Below are 15,061 nucleotides of genomic sequence, written 5' to 3'. Positions count from 1 at the left end.
CATCGCCGGGTAATAACAATAATGATCACCCCTAGCCTGTCTGAAACACCCGCGCTGTCACGGCGCGGCCTGCTGAAAATCGGCCTCTGTGCCAGCGCCTTCCTGGCCACTGCCGGGCTCGGCGCCAGCCTCAGCGGTTGCTCCGCCAGCACACCCGCCAGTGGCTTCGCCCTGCTGCGCAGCAACGACCTGCCGTTCCTGCGCGCCCTGATCCCGGTGATGCTCGAAGGCGCGGTCGCCGCAGAGCAGATGCCCGCCGCCATCGACGGCACCCTGCGCAACCTGGACAACGCCCTCAACCATCTGTCGCCGGAGATGTTCAAGCTCACCCAGCAATTGTTCGACGTGCTGGGCATGGCGGTCACCCGCGGCCCGCTGACCGGGATCTGGGGCAGTTGGGAGAACGCCAGTGGCGACGATATCCGCCATTTCCTCAGTCGCTGGGAGAACAGCTTCCTGTCCCTGCTGCGCATGGGCCATGCCTCGCTGCTGCAACTGGTGATGATGGCCTGGTACACCCGCCCCGAGTCCTGGGTTCACTGCGGCTACCCCGGTCCGCCCAAGGTCTGACCTGCCGTTTATCGCGACAAGGCCCAGAGGACGTTCAAAGGGCCCCGAGCGCCGGTTTTATCCGGCGACCATCGCAACCCGCGGCAGCGGCCACCGGAACTTGCCACGACATCAATAATAAGAGAGCACCCGATATGCCTGTACCTGATCTGTTCCGCGAAGGCCTGAACCGTGGCTGGAAAACCTACAACGGCTCGCAGCTGGAGCAGGACCTGACCCTGGAAGCCGATGTCGCCATCATCGGCAGCGGCGCCGGCGGTGGCACCACCGCCGAAATCCTCAGCGCTGCCGGCTACAAGGTGCTGCTGATCGAAGAAGGCCCGCTGAAAACCAGCGACGACTTCAAGATGCTCGAAGACCAGGCCTACACCAGCCTCTATCAGGAAGGCATCGGGCGCATGAGCAAGGACGGCGCCATCACCATCCTCCAGGGCCGCGCCGTAGGCGGCACCACCCTGATCAACTGGACCTCGAGTTTTCGCACCCCCGACCCGACCCTGGAGCACTGGGCCCGGGAACATGGTGTGGTGGGCCACAGCTCCGCCGAGATGGCGCCCTGGTTCGAGAAAATGGAACAGCGCCTGGGGGTCGCGCCCTGGGTCATGCCGCCCAACGCCAACAACGACGTGATCCGCAAGGGCTGCGAGGCCCTGGGCTACAGCTGGCACGTGATTCCGCGCAACGTGCGCGGCTGCTGGAACCTCGGCTACTGCGGCCTGGGCTGCCCGACCAATGCCAAGCAGTCGATGCTGGTGACCACCATTCCCGCGACCCTGGAGAAAGGCGGCGAACTGCTGTACCTGGCCCGGGCCGATCGCCTGCAGATCAAGGACGACAAGGTCTCCAGCCTGCAATGCGTGGCCATGGACGAGCGTTGCGTGGCCCCCACCGGCCGGACCATCACCGTCAAGGCCAGGCACTACGTACTGGCCGGCGGCGGCATCAACAGCCCGGCCCTGCTGCTGCGTTCCGACGCCCCGGACCCGCACTCGCGCCTGGGCAAGCGCACCTTCCTGCACCTGGTGAACTTCTCCGCCGGGCAGTTCGACGAAGTCATCAACCCCTTCTACGGTGCGCCGCAGTCGATCTATTCCGACCATTTCCAATGGCAGGACGGCACCACCGGGAAAATGTCCTACAAACTCGAAGTACCGCCCCTGCAACCGGCCCTGGCCAGTACCCTGCTGGGCGGTTTCGGGCCCCAGAGCGGCCTGTCCATGGAGCAACTGCCCCACACCCACGCCATGCTCGCCCTGCTACGGGACGGGTTTCACCCGGACAGCGTCGGTGGCAACGTCGAACTGCGGGGCGACGGCACTCCAGTGCTCGACTACGAAGTTTCGCCCTACGCCTGGGATGGCCTGCGCCGGGCCTTCCACAGCATGGCGGAGATCCAGTTCGCCGGCGGCGCCAAGGCGGTCAAGCCGCTGCACAGCGATGCCCGGTTCGCCAAGACCCTCGCCGAGGTGCGCAGCCAGATCGACGGCCTGGACCTGGCGCTGTACCGCACGCGCCTGGGCAGCGCCCACGTGATGGGCGGCTGCGCCATGGGCGAAGACCCGAAAAACGCCGTTACCGACAGCCTCGGGCGCCATCATCAACTGCACAACCTGTCGATTCACGACGGCTCGCTGTTCCCCACCAGCATCGGCGCCAACCCGCAGCTGTCGGTGTACGGCCTGACTGCACAACTGGCGACAGCCCTGGCGGAGCGTCTGAAAACAGCCTGAAAAAGGCAGGTATTCCCGGCGTCTATAGTGCTTTCTTCCTTAAAAGGCGACTTGGCCCACCGGGAATGCTGCGATACCATCCGACTCCCCAACGGATTCCCGCCAGGACGACGCGATGAACCGAGTGTTGTACCCAGGTACCTTCGACCCGATTACCAAGGGCCATGGCGATCTGGTCGAGCGCGCCTCGCGGCTGTTCGACCACGTGATCATCGCCGTTGCCGCCAGCCCCAAGAAAAACCCGCTGTTCCCCCTGGAGCAGCGTGTAGAGCTGGCGCGCGAGGTGACCAGGCACCTGCCCAACGTTGAAGTGGTCGGCTTCTCCACGCTGCTGGCGCATTTTGCCAAGGAGCAGAACGCCAACGTCTTCCTGCGTGGCCTGCGGGCAGTCTCGGACTTCGAGTACGAATTCCAGCTGGCCAACATGAACCGCCAGTTGGCACCGGATGTGGAAAGCCTGTTCCTGACGCCCTCCGAGCGCTATTCGTTCATTTCCTCGACCCTGGTCCGCGAAATTGCCGCCCTGGGCGGGGATATCACCAAGTTCGTCCACCCGGCGGTCGCCGACGCACTGACCCTGCGCTTCAAGAAGTAAGCCGCCCGGCCCCGCTCCGGGGCCCTTGCCAGGCGTCAGCCATCGCGCCCGCGTGCACTGCGGGCGCCAATACGGCACAATTGCGCGCATTCGATTTTACATGCCCGGGCCTGCCGCCCAGGCCGGAGTCCCCCATGTCCCTGATCATCACCGACGATTGCATCAACTGCGACGTCTGCGAACCCGAGTGCCCCAACGCGGCCATTTCCCAAGGCGAAGAGATCTACGTGATCGATCCGAACCTGTGCACCCAGTGCGTCGGCCACTACGACGAGCCGCAGTGCCAGCAAGTGTGCCCGGTGGATTGCATTCCATTGGATGAAGCGCGCCCGGAAACCGAAGAAGAGCTGATGGCCAAGTACCGGAAGATCACCGGCAAGGCGTGAGGAATTCAGCGCCTGTGCTGGCGCTTGCACCGGCAGACCGGCCCCCGCGAACGCCTGCAGGAGCCGGCTGGCCGGCGAAGTTTTTCAGCTCTGGCAGCGCGGGCAGTAGACGCTGGCACGCTGCCCCAGCTTGATTTCCCGCAGGCCCGTGCCACAGACCTTGCAATGCTCATTGCCACGGCCGTAGACGAACAGTTCCTGCTGGAAGTACCCCGGCTGGCCGTCACCGCCGATAAAGTCGCGCAATGTGGTGCCGCCGCGCTCGATGGCTGCCGCGAGGATGCGTTTGATCTCGATCGCCAGCTTCAGGTAGCGCGCCCGGGAAATGCCCTTGGCTTCGCGGCGCGGGTCGATGCCCGCAGCGAACAGCGCTTCGGTCGCGTAGATATTGCCCACTCCCACCACCACGGCGTTGTCCATGATGAACGGCTTGACCGCCATGGAGCGTCCCCGGGACAGCTGATACAAACGCTCGCCATCGAACAGGTCGGTCAACGGCTCCGGCCCCAGGCGTATCAGCAGTTCGTGATTCAGCGGGTCGTGGCTCCAGAGCATGGCACCAAAGCGCCGCGGGTCGGTGTAGCGCAGGGCCAGGCCCGATTCCAGCTCGATGTCCACGTGCTCGTGCTTGGCCGCCGGCAAGCCGACTTCCACCAGCCGCAGGTTGCCGGACATGCCCAGGTGGCTGATCAGGGTGCCGACCTCGGCGTTGATCAACAGGTACTTGGCCCGCCGCTCCACCTGCACGATGCGCTGCCCGGACAGGCGCACATCCAGGTCCTCGGGAATCGGCCAGCGCAGGCGCCGTTCACGCACGACAACCCGACTGACCTTCTGGCCTTCCAGATGCGGCGCGATCCCGCGCCGGGTGGTTTCGACTTCCGGTAATTCAGGCATCTGCGCCTCGGGCATTCATCGCGGTATGAATAATCAGTGCGCGCCCAGCTCGCGCACGGTTTCCTTGAGGTTCTCGAAGTCGTAGTCCGACAGGCCGACGTAATCGAGAATCAGGTGGCCAATGCTGTTCCATTCATGGTCTTCGACCTGGTTGCCCAGCACCCGGTAGGAAGCACAGATGTGCTCGGCCATCTTCAGGATCGCCAGCAGGTTCTTCAACTGGCTGTTGCGCGACGACTCGTCGCTGAAGATCGCCAGGGCATTGTGGTGATTGGCGATGGCATTGGTCACATGCTCCGGCAGGCGCCAGGACTTGGCCGTGTAGTAACCGACCACCGCATGGTTGGTGTTGAAGGCACGGTTTTCCGTGTCCACCACCCGCCGCTCCGGCCCGGCACTGCCGTAGGCCTCTTCCAGCACCGCCATGTAGTTGGGGAAGCGCTTGAGCATCAGCGGCACGCCGCAGTCGTGGAACAGGCCCAGGGCATAGGCTTCGTCCACCGCCTGGGAGCCGGTGCGCTTGGCCAGGGTCAGGCAGGTCATGGCCACGTCCTGGGCGGTGTCCCAGAAGCGGTTGAGGGTGACGATGGTCTCGTCGCTCATTTCGCCCTTGATCGACTGCGCATTGATCAGGTTGATGATCGAACGGCTGCCCAGGAGGTTCACCGCACGCTGGATCGAGGCGATCTTGTTGCTCAGGCCGTAATACGGCGAGTTGACGATCTTCAGCAGTGCGCCGGACAGCCCCGGGTCCTGGGATATCAGCTTGGCAATCACTTCCAGGTCGGGATCGGGCATGTACTGCTCCATCTGCAAATCCACCATGATTTGCGGCTGGGGCGGCACGCTGATGCCTTGCAGGGCCTGTTGAATCTGTTCGGCTGATAGCTCTTGGGACATAGGTACGCACTCTGGGTCAGGCGGCGATTCTAACCCTTAACCAGACAATGTTGGGCGTTCGGACAGGAACTTTACCCCCGGGCCTGGTCCACAAGGCCTGGCCGCAGGTCCAATGGCCATCGCTTGAACCCCGCGAAGGGGTATAATCGCGCCCTTTTTTCCGGAGCGACGTCATGTCCCTGCCAAGCCTGCGCCTCAAAGCCAATGCCGATCGCCGCCTGCGCGCCGGCCACCTGTGGGTCTACAGCAACGAAATCGATGTAGCCGCCACCCCACTCCACGGCTTCAAGGCAGGTGACCAGGCCATTCTGGAAGCCGCCGGCGGCAAGCCCCTGGGCATCGTCGCGATGAGCCCGAACAACCTGATCTGCGCTCGCCTGCTGTCTCGCGATGCCAAGCTGCCCCTGGACAAGTCCCTGCTGGTGCACCGCCTGAACGTGGCCCTGTCCCTGCGCGAGCGCCTGTTCGACAAACCGTTCTACCGCCTGGTCTACGGCGACTCCGACCTGCTGCCGGGCCTGGTGGTGGACCGTTTCGGCGACATCCTGGTGGTGCAGATCGCCTCGGCGACCATGGAAGCCCACAAGGACGACGTGATTGCAGCCCTGACCCAGGTGCTCAAGCCCAGCGGCATCCTGTTCAAGAACGACTCCGCCGCCCGCGATGCCGAAGGCCTGGGCCGCTACGTGGAAACCGTGTTCGGCCTGGTGCCGGAGTGGGTGGCCCTGGAAGAGAACGGCGTGAAGTTCGAAGCCCCGGTGATCCAGGGCCAGAAAACCGGCTGGTTCTATGACCACCGGATGAACCGTGCCCGCCTGGCGCCTTATGCCAAGGGCAAGCGCGTACTCGACCTGTACAGCTACATCGGCGGCTGGGGCGTGCAAGCCGCGGCCTTCGGCGCCAGTGAAGTGTTCTGCGTCGACGCCTCGGCCTTCGCCCTCGACGGCGTGGAGCGCAACGCCGCGCTCAATGGCTTCGCCGATAAGATGACTTGCGTTGAAGGCGACGTGTTCGAAGCCCTGAAAGAGCTGAAAGCCGCTGAAGAGCGCTTCGACGTGATCGTTGCCGACCCGCCGGCCTTCATCAAGCGCAAGAAGGACATGAAGAACGGCGAAGGCGCCTACCGCCGTCTGAACGAGCAAGCCATGCGCCTGCTGAGCAAGGACGGCATCCTGGTCAGCGCCTCGTGCTCCATGCACCTGCCCGAGGACGACCTGCAGAACATCCTCCTGACCAGCGCCCGCCACCTGGACCGCAACATCCAGCTGCTGGAGCGCGGCAGCCAGGGCCCGGATCACCCGGTGCACCCGGCCATCCAGGAAACCCGCTACATCAAGAGCATCACCTGCCGCCTGCTGCCCAACAGCTGAGTGCAGTGAACAGAAAAATCCCGGCCATGTGCCGGGATTTTTTGTTTCAGCCCGTCATGGGTGCCGGTAGGCCTGCTGGAAGTCCAGCTCCACACCGTCGACCTTGAACGTCTTGTAGTGCGGGCGCACCGGCTTGATCTTGCCCTCGCGGATCTGCGCGATCAGCCCCGCAGCATCCGGGATCCCGTTGAACTTGCCCGTGTAACGCCAGAGGACCTTGCCCTGCCCATCACGGGCAAAGAGCATCGCCGAAGACTCCCAGGCGTGCTTGCCGATCAGCAGCACTTCGTTGACACCGTCGTCATTCAGGTCCACCGCCCAGGCGAAACAACCGGGCGGCGTGCAGTCACTTCTGGACGTCAGCACCTCGACCAATTGCGCGCTATCATCCACCTCCGGGCCTAGCCATTGCACCTTGGCGGTCAAGTAATCGACGGACTGGTCATCCCGGGAAACCGATTCCAGCAGTTCGCGCAGGCTGGTCCGGTCCGGCTCCTGCAGAACCTGCCCCTGGCGCACCTGTTCGAGCAACGCATTGAACTGCGCCCGACCGGGCTCGCCCAGATGCCGGCGCAGCGCCCTGACATCGAAGTCGGCCACTGGGGTACGCCCGCTCAGCAGGCGCTGTACCTGGTTGCTGGCACTCAGCGCCTGCGGGTCCAGCACCGGGGTGAACAGCAACAACAGCGCGACGAAACTCAACAGCGCGACCCAGGGGTTGCTGCGGCTCAGGCGGGCGAGCCAGGCCCCCTGCCTGCCTAGCACCGCCCAGAGCGCCGCCAGGCTGTGGACCAGAGCCAGGGCCACGAGGAACATGGCCAGAACACGTGATGGCGTCAGGCCATATTGATCAATCCGCAACCAGCTCGAATAACCGGCCATCAGCACCAGCAAGGGCAGACAGCAGAGGCTGGCGTTGATCAGCAGCTTGAGCAATCTGGCGTAGCTGGCATCGCTCCGACCGTCTTGGAACACGCCATTGATCAGGAACAGATTACTGGCCACCAGGCACAGCAGGATTCGCGAGGAATAGCCGGTGCTCCAGATCGGCTGCAGGCCGGTGAATGCCAGGGTCAGGGTGAAGACCACCGTGATCAGTGCGCACAACGGCAGCAGGTAGCGGCACACCGTCAGCAGGATATCCCGCAGCAAGCCGATGACTCTCTGGTTCACGCGGCCCATGCGCATGCCCAGGGAGAAAAACAGCGGCATGCTGAAGCACATGAAGTACTGCGAGCCGAACAGCTCATCCAACTGCGACATGCCGAGAAGGCTGAACAAACCACCGCACAGCCAAAGCAGCATGCTGAAGGCCAGGGTCACCAACCACGCCAGGATCACGATGAAGGCGTTGTTCCAGGCATGCCGGAACAGGTCTTGGTAGCGTGGACCAAGGCCCTCGCGGGTCGGCCAGCTCAAGATGAACGCAGTACCGATATAGCCCAGTACAAGCGCGGTGAACGACCAGAACATGCTCAGCCAGCCATTGGCATTGTTCAGCAGCACCCAGTAGGAAAACCCGCTCAACAGCACACTCAGGCCAATGACCAGGGCCCAGGTGCCGCGCTCGCGCACTGCACTGCCAAGCAGTTGCAGGTTGCTCCCGGCCACCAGAGCCAGGGTCCAGAGGGCCGAGCTCACTGCGGGTTGTTCATGCAACAGGCCGGCGACCAACAGCAAGCCCTGCACCAGGGCAATAGCGATGTAAAACAACAGCGAGCGACTCAGCGCAGGCATGGCAAATCCTTTTATGAAGATGTGTGGTCAAGGTGACGCGGATAAACCGCCACCGCTAGCCCCCCGCCAGCGGACGCCCAAGGCGCCGCAGCAGCGGCAGGCACAGGCGCACCAGGAACAGGCCGAGGGAAAACGCCAGGGTCGGGCCGGCAAAGAACACCAGCGACAGAAAGCCGTCCTTGAAAGGATCGAGATGGGAGCGGGTGATCCAGTGCTTGAAGATCGCCTGGGCGATCCACGGCATCGGCAGCGCCAGCAGCACCCACAGCGCATAAGCCAGAAAGCGCCGCCCCAGACTGTCACGCCCTTGCAGCGCGGCCGCGCAAAGGACAGTCAGCAGGATCAGCCCCGCGGCCAGGCTGCCCAGCACCCGAGAGGTCAAAGGCAGCCCTCCACAGGCCATGACCAGCCCCGCCGTAGCCAGGGCCAGGGCCATCGCCGCCCCCCAGGTGCGCCATTCACTCCGGCGCTCGGGAGCCAGCTGCAGCATACCGCCGCCCATCAGCACCGCGGCACAGGCCGCGCCGATGGCCAGCTCCGAGAGTTCGCCGGAAAAGACCACGGCCAGCAGCAACGCGCCCTGCACCAGGCCCATGCCCAGGTAAAACCTCAAGGTTCGAAGTGTCGCGGTCATTCCAGATCCATTGGAGAGCGGTCGAAGGGCGCGCAGTCTACCTCAGCCCCCCGAATTCGCGCAGCGGGTAGCGGCTCAAGACACTCTTCACGCCGCAGAGCGGCCACGGCATTCCTTCCTGGCGCCAGCGGTGTAGAATCGGCAGATTCATCGCCAGTCATCCCCCGGCGGGTTTATGAGCTCAGGCTGAGTCTCGCGGCGATCCCGCGGGGTCATCGGCAGCTTCGGACACACGGCCATTTCTGAGTGTTCCCGAGGTCAGTAGAAGCTCACTCCCCATTTGTCACCTGATTAGCCGCCCGGAGTGCTTCATGCCTGATTACCGTTCGAAAACGTCCACCCATGGCCGCAACATGGCCGGCGCCCGTGCCCTGTGGCGCGCCACGGGGATGAAAGATGCCGACTTCAAGAAGCCGATCATCGCCATTGCCAACTCCTTCACCCAGTTCGTCCCGGGCCACGTGCACCTCAAGGACCTGGGCCAGTTGGTCGCCCGCGAAATCGAACGCGTCGGCGGCGTGGCCAAGGAATTCAACACCATCGCCGTGGACGACGGCATCGCCATGGGCCACGACGGCATGCTGTATTCCCTGCCGAGCCGCGAGATCATCGCCGACTCCGTGGAATACATGGTCAACGCCCACTGCGCCGACGCCATCGTGTGCATCTCCAACTGCGACAAGATCACCCCCGGCATGCTGATGGCCGCCCTGCGCCTGAACATCCCGGTGATCTTCGTCTCCGGCGGCCCGATGGAAGCCGGCAAGACCAAACTCGCCAGCCATGGCCTGGACCTGGTGGACGCCATGGTCATCGCCGCCGACTCCAGCGCTTCTGACGAGAAGGTTGCCGAGTACGAGCGCAGCGCCTGCCCGACCTGCGGGTCGTGCTCCGGCATGTTCACCGCCAACTCCATGAACTGCCTGACCGAGGCCCTGGGGCTGGCCCTGCCGGGCAACGGTTCGACCCTGGCCACCCACAGCGACCGCGAACAGCTGTTCCTGCAGGCCGGGCGCACCATCGTCGAGCTGTGCCAGCGCTACTACGGCGACAACGACGAGTCGGTACTGCCGCGCAACATCGCCAACTTCAAGGCGTTCGAGAACGCCATGATGCTCGACATCGCCATGGGCGGCTCGACCAACACCATCCTGCACTTGCTGGCCGCCGCCCAGGAAGCCGAGATCGACTTCGACCTGCGCGACATCGATCGCCTGTCCCGCAGCGTGCCGCAGCTGTGCAAGGTGGCGCCGAACATCCAGAAGTACCACATGGAAGACGTGCACCGCGCCGGCGGCATCTTCAGCATCCTCGGCTCTCTGGCCCGCGGCGGCCTGCTGCACACCGACCTGCCGACCGTGCACAGCCGCTCGATGGAAGAAGCCATCGCCAAGTGGGACATCACCCAGACCAGCGACGAAGCCGTGCACCACTTCTTCAAGGCCGGCCCGGCGGGCATCCCGACCCAGACCGCGTTCAGCCAGTCGACCCGCTGGGACACCCTGGACGACGACCGTGAAAACGGCTGCATCCGCAGCTTCGAACACGCCTACTCCAAGGAAGGCGGCCTGGCGGTGCTGTACGGCAATATCGCCCTGGACGGCTGCGTGGTGAAGACCGCCGGGGTCGACGAGTCGATCCACGTCTTCGAAGGCAACGCCAAGATCTTCGAAAGCCAGGACAGCGCCGTGCGTGGCATCCTCGCCGACGAAGTGAAGGAAGGCGACATCGTCATCATTCGCTACGAAGGCCCCAAGGGCGGCCCGGGCATGCAGGAAATGCTCTACCCAACCTCCTACCTGAAGTCCAAGGGCCTGGGCAAAGCCTGTGCCCTGCTCACCGACGGGCGTTTCTCCGGCGGTACTTCGGGCCTGTCCATCGGCCACGCCTCGCCGGAAGCCGCTGCCGGCGGCGCCATCGGCCTGGTGCAGGACGGTGACAAGGTGCTGATCGACATTCCCAACCGCTCGATCAACCTGTTGGTCAGCGACGAGGAACTGGCGGCGCGCCGTGTCGAGCAGGACAAGAAGGGCTGGAAGCCTGTGGAGAAACGTCCACGCAAGGTGACCACCGCGCTCAAGGCCTACGCCCTGCTCGCCACCAGCGCCGACAAGGGCGCGGTGCGCAACAAGGCCATGCTCGACGGCCTGTGATCAAAACGCCCCTGTAGGAGCCGGCTTGCCGGCGAAGGGGCCCTCAAGCCCTGCAGCGCCCTCCCGGGCGCCTTCGCTGGCAAGCCAGCTCCTACCACAAACGGCCGCTCAAACCCGACGCAACCCCTGTAGGAGCCGGCTTGCCGGCGAAAGGGCCCTCAGGGAGTGCGTTCACCCAACTGCCCGCGCAGGTAGCGATACAGCCCGTCTGCACTCTTGCGATAGCCATCGGCCGTCAGGTGGATCAGGTCACCCCGCGCCAGGTCGTTGGCCTGCCACTTGATGATCGAACAGTCCCCGCCCATGAAGGCTTGCCAGTCCCAGAACAGGGTGCGGCTGTTCTTCGCCACGTCCTTCTGGATCTGGATCAACGGGCGCAATGGCTGGGGTTGCGAGGCGGCGCAACTGCCGGCATTGCGGCGCTTGATGGAGTCTGGCGGCCCCACCAGCAGGATCACGGTCTTGGGCAGGTTCTTGCGCAGCAGCGCGACCTTCTCCTGCAACTGGCTGCGATACAGCTGCAGGTCCAGGTCGTTATCGAAGGCCTCATTGGTGCCGTAGGCCAGGACTACCATGTCCGGGCGCAGGCCCTTGAGGACGTCCAGCCAGCCGGGCTGCCACTTGTCCAGCACATCCAGGCGCGCGCCATTGATCCCCAGGGAGGAGTAGATCACCCCGGCGCTCTTCTGCCCGAGAATGTTCCAGCCCCCCAGCGCCAGGCCCTGGTTGTTGGCCACGCTCAGGTCCAGGGGCAGGGTCAGGTTGTTGAACGGCGGGCTGAAGCGCCACTGCCCACCCGTTGCCGCCAGCATGCGGCTGCTCTTGTTGAGGTTGTCCCGGGCGGTCAAGGTGCTGTTGCTGGACGCCTGGTACAGCGCGGAGATCCGGTACTGCTGGTTGCTCGGCTGGCGCTCGGCGATATGCACCCGCGCGCCCGGGGTCGTCGGCAACGACAGGTAGCCCCCCAGGGGAAACTGGTTGCTCTGCTGGTTGCGCGCCGACACCTGGGACCACTGGCGCTTGGCGATGCTGAGGATCACCCGCTCGTAGCGAGTACCGGGCACCGGTGTGGCGGCCACGAAGCCGATACCGCCATCGCCGTACTGCGCCTGCAGCAGGCGCCGCAGTTCGCCGCTGAACAGATCCGCCGCCGTGTGCGAATCCCCCAGTTGCACGATGCTGATGGGGGTACGGTTGGAGGTGCTGAACTTGCGTGCCAGCAGCGCCAGGTTCGGGTCGGTACCCGTGGCCACGACTTTCTTCGCCCCGGCTCCGGGCCTGGCCAGCGCCGAAGCGGGAGTGGCCTGAACCTCGGTGGTCGGGCTGCAACTGCTCAGCAAGGTGATGCCCAGCAACAGCGCAATGCCTTGCAGTCGCCCCATATCAGTGCTCCGTCAATTGTTGGCTGGGAAAGTTGATCAGCGAGATCACACGCTCAGCGATCAGCTTTTGCCCAGTGGTGGTGAAGTGGATACCGTCGTCGACCCGGGTCTTGACCTTCTTGCCATCCCCGGTGGTGCGGTAATAGGAAAACTCGTCGTTCTGGTAGCCGAGAATCTCGTTAGCCGAGACGAAGTGCTGGTGGTACAGCTCGATCTGGCTCCGGTACAGGTCGCTCAGGTAGGCCATTGCCGTAGACAGCTTGGCCTTCTCCATGTTCGGCGGGCCGACCCAGATCACCTGCACATTATGCGCCTGGGCGGTGTCGAGGATCGAATCGATGCGCCGGCGATAGGCTTCTTCCCAGTCCGGCTTCTTGAACCGCAGGAACGGCTTGCCCTTGACCTCCGGCATGTCCCAGGGGTCGTTGGGGCCGAGGAAGATCACCATCAGGCGAATGTTGGGGTTGCCGGCCAGGGTGCTTTCAACGGTCTTGGGCCAGTTGAAGAAGCTCGGATAGGCAAGGCCAGTGCTTTGCTTGCTGAGGTTCAGGCTCTTGACGTTGTAGCGTTTGCGCAAGGTGTTGGCCATGTGTGGTGCCACGCCCTGCATCAACGAATCGCCGACAAAGAACACCTCATCGCCGGTCGCCAGGCTGACCCTCAGCGGATGGTCACTGTACGGCTGACCCGCGGTTGGCGGGTGGGCCACGGGCGGCGCTGCCAGCGGTTGCGGATGCACCGCAGGCGCTGCAACCGCGACAGCCTCGGCAACGGGCGCGGGATGCGCGGCGACCGGCTGGGCCGGGGTCGGATGGAGGTTGGCTGCAGGCACCGGGTGGCTGGCAACAGGCACAACCGCAACCTGCGGTGGCGGCGTCGGCTCTTCATCCGCGGCCGCTTCCGCCTGGGCCACCAGGCTCAGGTCGGCCGCGGCGTCAAAACTGCCGACAAAGGCCAGCCTGGCGTTCTCCAGGGCCTGGTTGAGCTGCGCGCCGAAGCGCCACTGCGGGTTCTGCGACAAGCCCGGGATCTCGCAACCTTCGTGGTACTTCTGCTGGCAATAGAGACGGATCGACTGCTGGTTGAACCACACCAGCAACAGGCTCGTTACCAATAGCGCATAGAGCACCTTGGCCGCGCTGCCAAGGCTGACCGACAAGGGCGAACGGTTAGAAACTGGCATAGATGAACCCCGGCACGCCCGACGGTGAGGCGAAGATGACCACGCAGATGAACAGCCCCAGCGGCACTGGATAGAGCAGCCACGGCAAGCCGGTGGCGGCGTCGAACAGCCGGCGCAGCAGCGCCACGATCCGTGGGTAGAAGGCGACGAACAACAGGCAGCCCAGCAACGAGACGGCAGCGCTGGCCAGCCCGGCGAAGGACAGGTCGCCCAGGCCGCTGAGCATGTCCAGGGCATCGGCCAGGGTCGCGCAGCGGAAGAAGATCCAGGCGAAGGCCACGTAGTGGAAGGTCAGCAGGCGGGCGCTGAGATCGGCGCCGATCCAGCTCGGCCCCCGGGCCAGCAGCGGGCTGCACAGCTTGTACAGCGCCAGGCCAATCCCGTGCAGCGCGCCCCAGATGATGAAGTTGGCGCTGGCGCCATGCCACAAGCCGGAGATCAGCATTGCCAGGAGCATGTTCAGGTTGCCGCGCCAGACCGGCCCACGGTTGCCGCCCAGGGGGATGTACACATAGTCGCGGATAAAGGTCGACAGGCTGATGTGCCAGCGGCCCCAGAATTCCTTGAGGTTGCGCGCCGCGTAGGGGTAGTTGAAGTTCTGCGGCAGGCGGAACCCCAGCAGCAGGGCGATGCCGGTCACCAGGTCGGTGTAGCCGCTGAAGTTGAAGTAGATCAGGAACGAATAGCCGTAGACCGCCCGCAGGATCTGCTCGGCGGAAAACGCCACCGGGCTGTCGAATACCGGGTCGACCCATTCGTTGGCCAGCCAGGAACTGAGGAAGAACAGCTTGACCACCGCCACCGCGATCAGCCCCAGGGCCCGTTGTGGCTCCAGCACCTGGCGCAGCTGCGGCGGATTGATCTGCGCCAGCATGGGGAGCGCCCGGTTCACCGGGCCGGCGATCAGGCTGGGGAAGAACGCCAGGTACAGCGCCAGGTCGAAAGGCGAGCCCGGGGTCAGCTCACGGCGGTGGATCGACACCAGGTAGCTGACCGAGTGGAAGGCGTAGAACGACAGCCCCACCGGCAGCAGCACTTCCAGCAGCGGCAGCGACACCTCGACGCCGAACTGGGCGAAGGCGTTCTGCACCGTGCTGGTGAAGAAGTCCTGGTACTTGAACAGGTAGAAAGCCCCCAGCACCAGCAGCAACATCAGGCCGTTGACCCAGCCTCGCCCGGGGTAACGCTGGCTCAACAGGCCGAGCAGGTACACCAGGGCCGTGTAGCCCAGCAGGATGTAGAGAAAGTTCAGGCTGAAACTGGCGAGGATCGCGTAGCTGGCGACCAGCAGCAGGGCGTTCTGCAAACGCAGACTGAAGCCCAGCCCCCAATACAGCATGAAGAACAGGATGAAACAGAGGCCGAATTCGATCGAGAGATAGCTCACAACGTAGTCCATTACGTGCAGTCGGGGACAAACCCGGCACAAGGGAGAGCAGGCGGGGGATAGGAAACGGGCGCGATTATGGCAGAGGGGGTTTGGCGGTCACAAGTTGAAACATTCCCATCTTGACCCGACAACGA

General features: G+C 64.2%; 13 protein-coding genes. 6 read left to right on the top strand and 7 right to left on the bottom strand.

Annotated elements, in window-relative coordinates:
• The first annotated feature begins 24 nt into the window (after positions 1-24).
• The 4 genes from U873_RS0125915 to U873_RS0125900 all read left to right on the top strand — a co-directional run bounded on the left by U873_RS0125915 (position 25) and on the right by U873_RS0125900 (position 3,281).
• The gene (locus U873_RS0125915) at positions 25-570 is read left to right on the top strand and encodes a hypothetical protein (RefSeq protein WP_025131012.1); all 546 of its coding nucleotides are present in this window, start codon (positions 25-27) and stop codon (positions 568-570) included.
• Positions 571-704: 134 nt separating this feature from the next.
• Complete coding sequence (locus U873_RS0125910; protein ID WP_025131011.1) at positions 705-2,300, top strand: GMC family oxidoreductase; 1,596 nt, start codon at positions 705-707, stop codon at positions 2,298-2,300.
• 115 nt (positions 2,301-2,415) lie between these two features.
• Positions 2,416-2,895 carry a pantetheine-phosphate adenylyltransferase gene (coaD, locus tag U873_RS0125905; protein ID WP_003234650.1) on the top strand — a complete coding sequence of 160 codons (480 nt, stop codon included), beginning with the start codon at positions 2,416-2,418 and terminating at the stop codon, positions 2,893-2,895.
• Positions 2,896-3,029: 134 nt separating this feature from the next.
• Positions 3,030-3,281 (top strand): YfhL family 4Fe-4S dicluster ferredoxin, encoded by a 252-nt coding sequence (locus tag U873_RS0125900; RefSeq protein ID WP_011064042.1) that lies wholly within the window; start codon positions 3,030-3,032, stop codon positions 3,279-3,281.
• Positions 3,282-3,365: 84 nt separating this feature from the next.
• Here the strand turns inward: U873_RS0125900 and mutM are convergent, their stop codons facing one another.
• Both mutM and U873_RS0125890 read right to left on the bottom strand, forming a co-directional pair.
• Positions 3,366-4,178, bottom strand: coding sequence for a bifunctional DNA-formamidopyrimidine glycosylase/DNA-(apurinic or apyrimidinic site) lyase (mutM, locus tag U873_RS0125895; RefSeq protein WP_025131010.1), 813 nt, complete (start codon positions 4,176-4,178; stop codon positions 3,366-3,368).
• Positions 4,179-4,211: 33 nt separating this feature from the next.
• On the bottom strand, positions 4,212-5,024 hold the full coding sequence (locus U873_RS0125890) for an HDOD domain-containing protein (RefSeq protein WP_177330319.1): 813 nt from the start codon (positions 5,022-5,024) through the stop codon (positions 4,212-4,214).
• A 227-nt stretch (positions 5,025-5,251) separates the two neighbouring features.
• Here U873_RS0125890 and U873_RS0125885 point away from each other — a divergent pair, with 227 nt between their 5' ends.
• Positions 5,252-6,448, top strand: a complete 1,197-nt coding sequence (locus tag U873_RS0125885) for a class I SAM-dependent rRNA methyltransferase (RefSeq protein ID WP_025131008.1) — start codon at positions 5,252-5,254, stop codon at positions 6,446-6,448.
• A 54-nt stretch (positions 6,449-6,502) separates the two neighbouring features.
• On the opposite strand, the gene U873_RS0125880 is transcribed toward U873_RS0125885, so the two are convergent.
• Together U873_RS0125880 and U873_RS0125875 are read right to left on the bottom strand one after the other, a co-directional pair.
• Positions 6,503-8,185, bottom strand: coding sequence for a DUF4153 domain-containing protein (locus U873_RS0125880; RefSeq protein ID WP_025131007.1), 1,683 nt, complete (start codon positions 8,183-8,185; stop codon positions 6,503-6,505).
• Between the two features lie 55 nt (positions 8,186-8,240).
• Positions 8,241-8,819 (bottom strand): hypothetical protein, encoded by a 579-nt coding sequence (locus tag U873_RS0125875; RefSeq protein WP_025131006.1) that lies wholly within the window; start codon positions 8,817-8,819, stop codon positions 8,241-8,243.
• Positions 8,820-9,130: 311 nt separating this feature from the next.
• Here U873_RS0125875 and ilvD point away from each other — a divergent pair, with 311 nt between their 5' ends.
• A complete protein-coding gene (gene ilvD, locus U873_RS0125870; protein WP_025131005.1) occupies positions 9,131-10,972 on the top strand; it encodes a dihydroxy-acid dehydratase in 1,842 nt (613 codons plus the stop codon).
• Between the two features lie 158 nt (positions 10,973-11,130).
• Here the strand turns inward: ilvD and U873_RS0125865 are convergent, their stop codons facing one another.
• From U873_RS0125865 to U873_RS0125855, 3 genes are read right to left on the bottom strand one after another with little or no spacing between them, the layout of a single operon-like run.
• Positions 11,131-12,354: an SGNH/GDSL hydrolase family protein gene (locus U873_RS0125865; RefSeq protein WP_025131004.1), complete on the bottom strand. Its 1,224-nt coding sequence runs from the start codon at positions 12,352-12,354 to the stop codon at positions 11,131-11,133.
• A gap of 1 nt (position 12,355) precedes the next feature.
• A complete protein-coding gene (locus tag U873_RS0125860; RefSeq protein WP_025131003.1) occupies positions 12,356-13,537 on the bottom strand; it encodes an SGNH family hydrolase in 1,182 nt (393 codons plus the stop codon).
• Positions 13,524-14,924, bottom strand: coding sequence for an MBOAT family protein (locus tag U873_RS0125855; RefSeq protein WP_025131002.1), 1,401 nt, complete (start codon positions 14,922-14,924; stop codon positions 13,524-13,526). Before U873_RS0125855 ends, U873_RS0125860 begins: the two co-directional genes overlap by 14 nt.
• Between the last annotated feature and the right edge of the window lie 137 nt (positions 14,925-15,061).

Source organism: Pseudomonas sp. PH1b (genome assembly GCF_000633395.1).
Classification (GTDB): domain Bacteria; phylum Pseudomonadota; class Gammaproteobacteria; order Pseudomonadales; family Pseudomonadaceae; genus Aquipseudomonas.
Note: the sequence above shows the minus strand (reverse complement) of the source record. Positions and strands in the feature narration are given on the sequence as shown.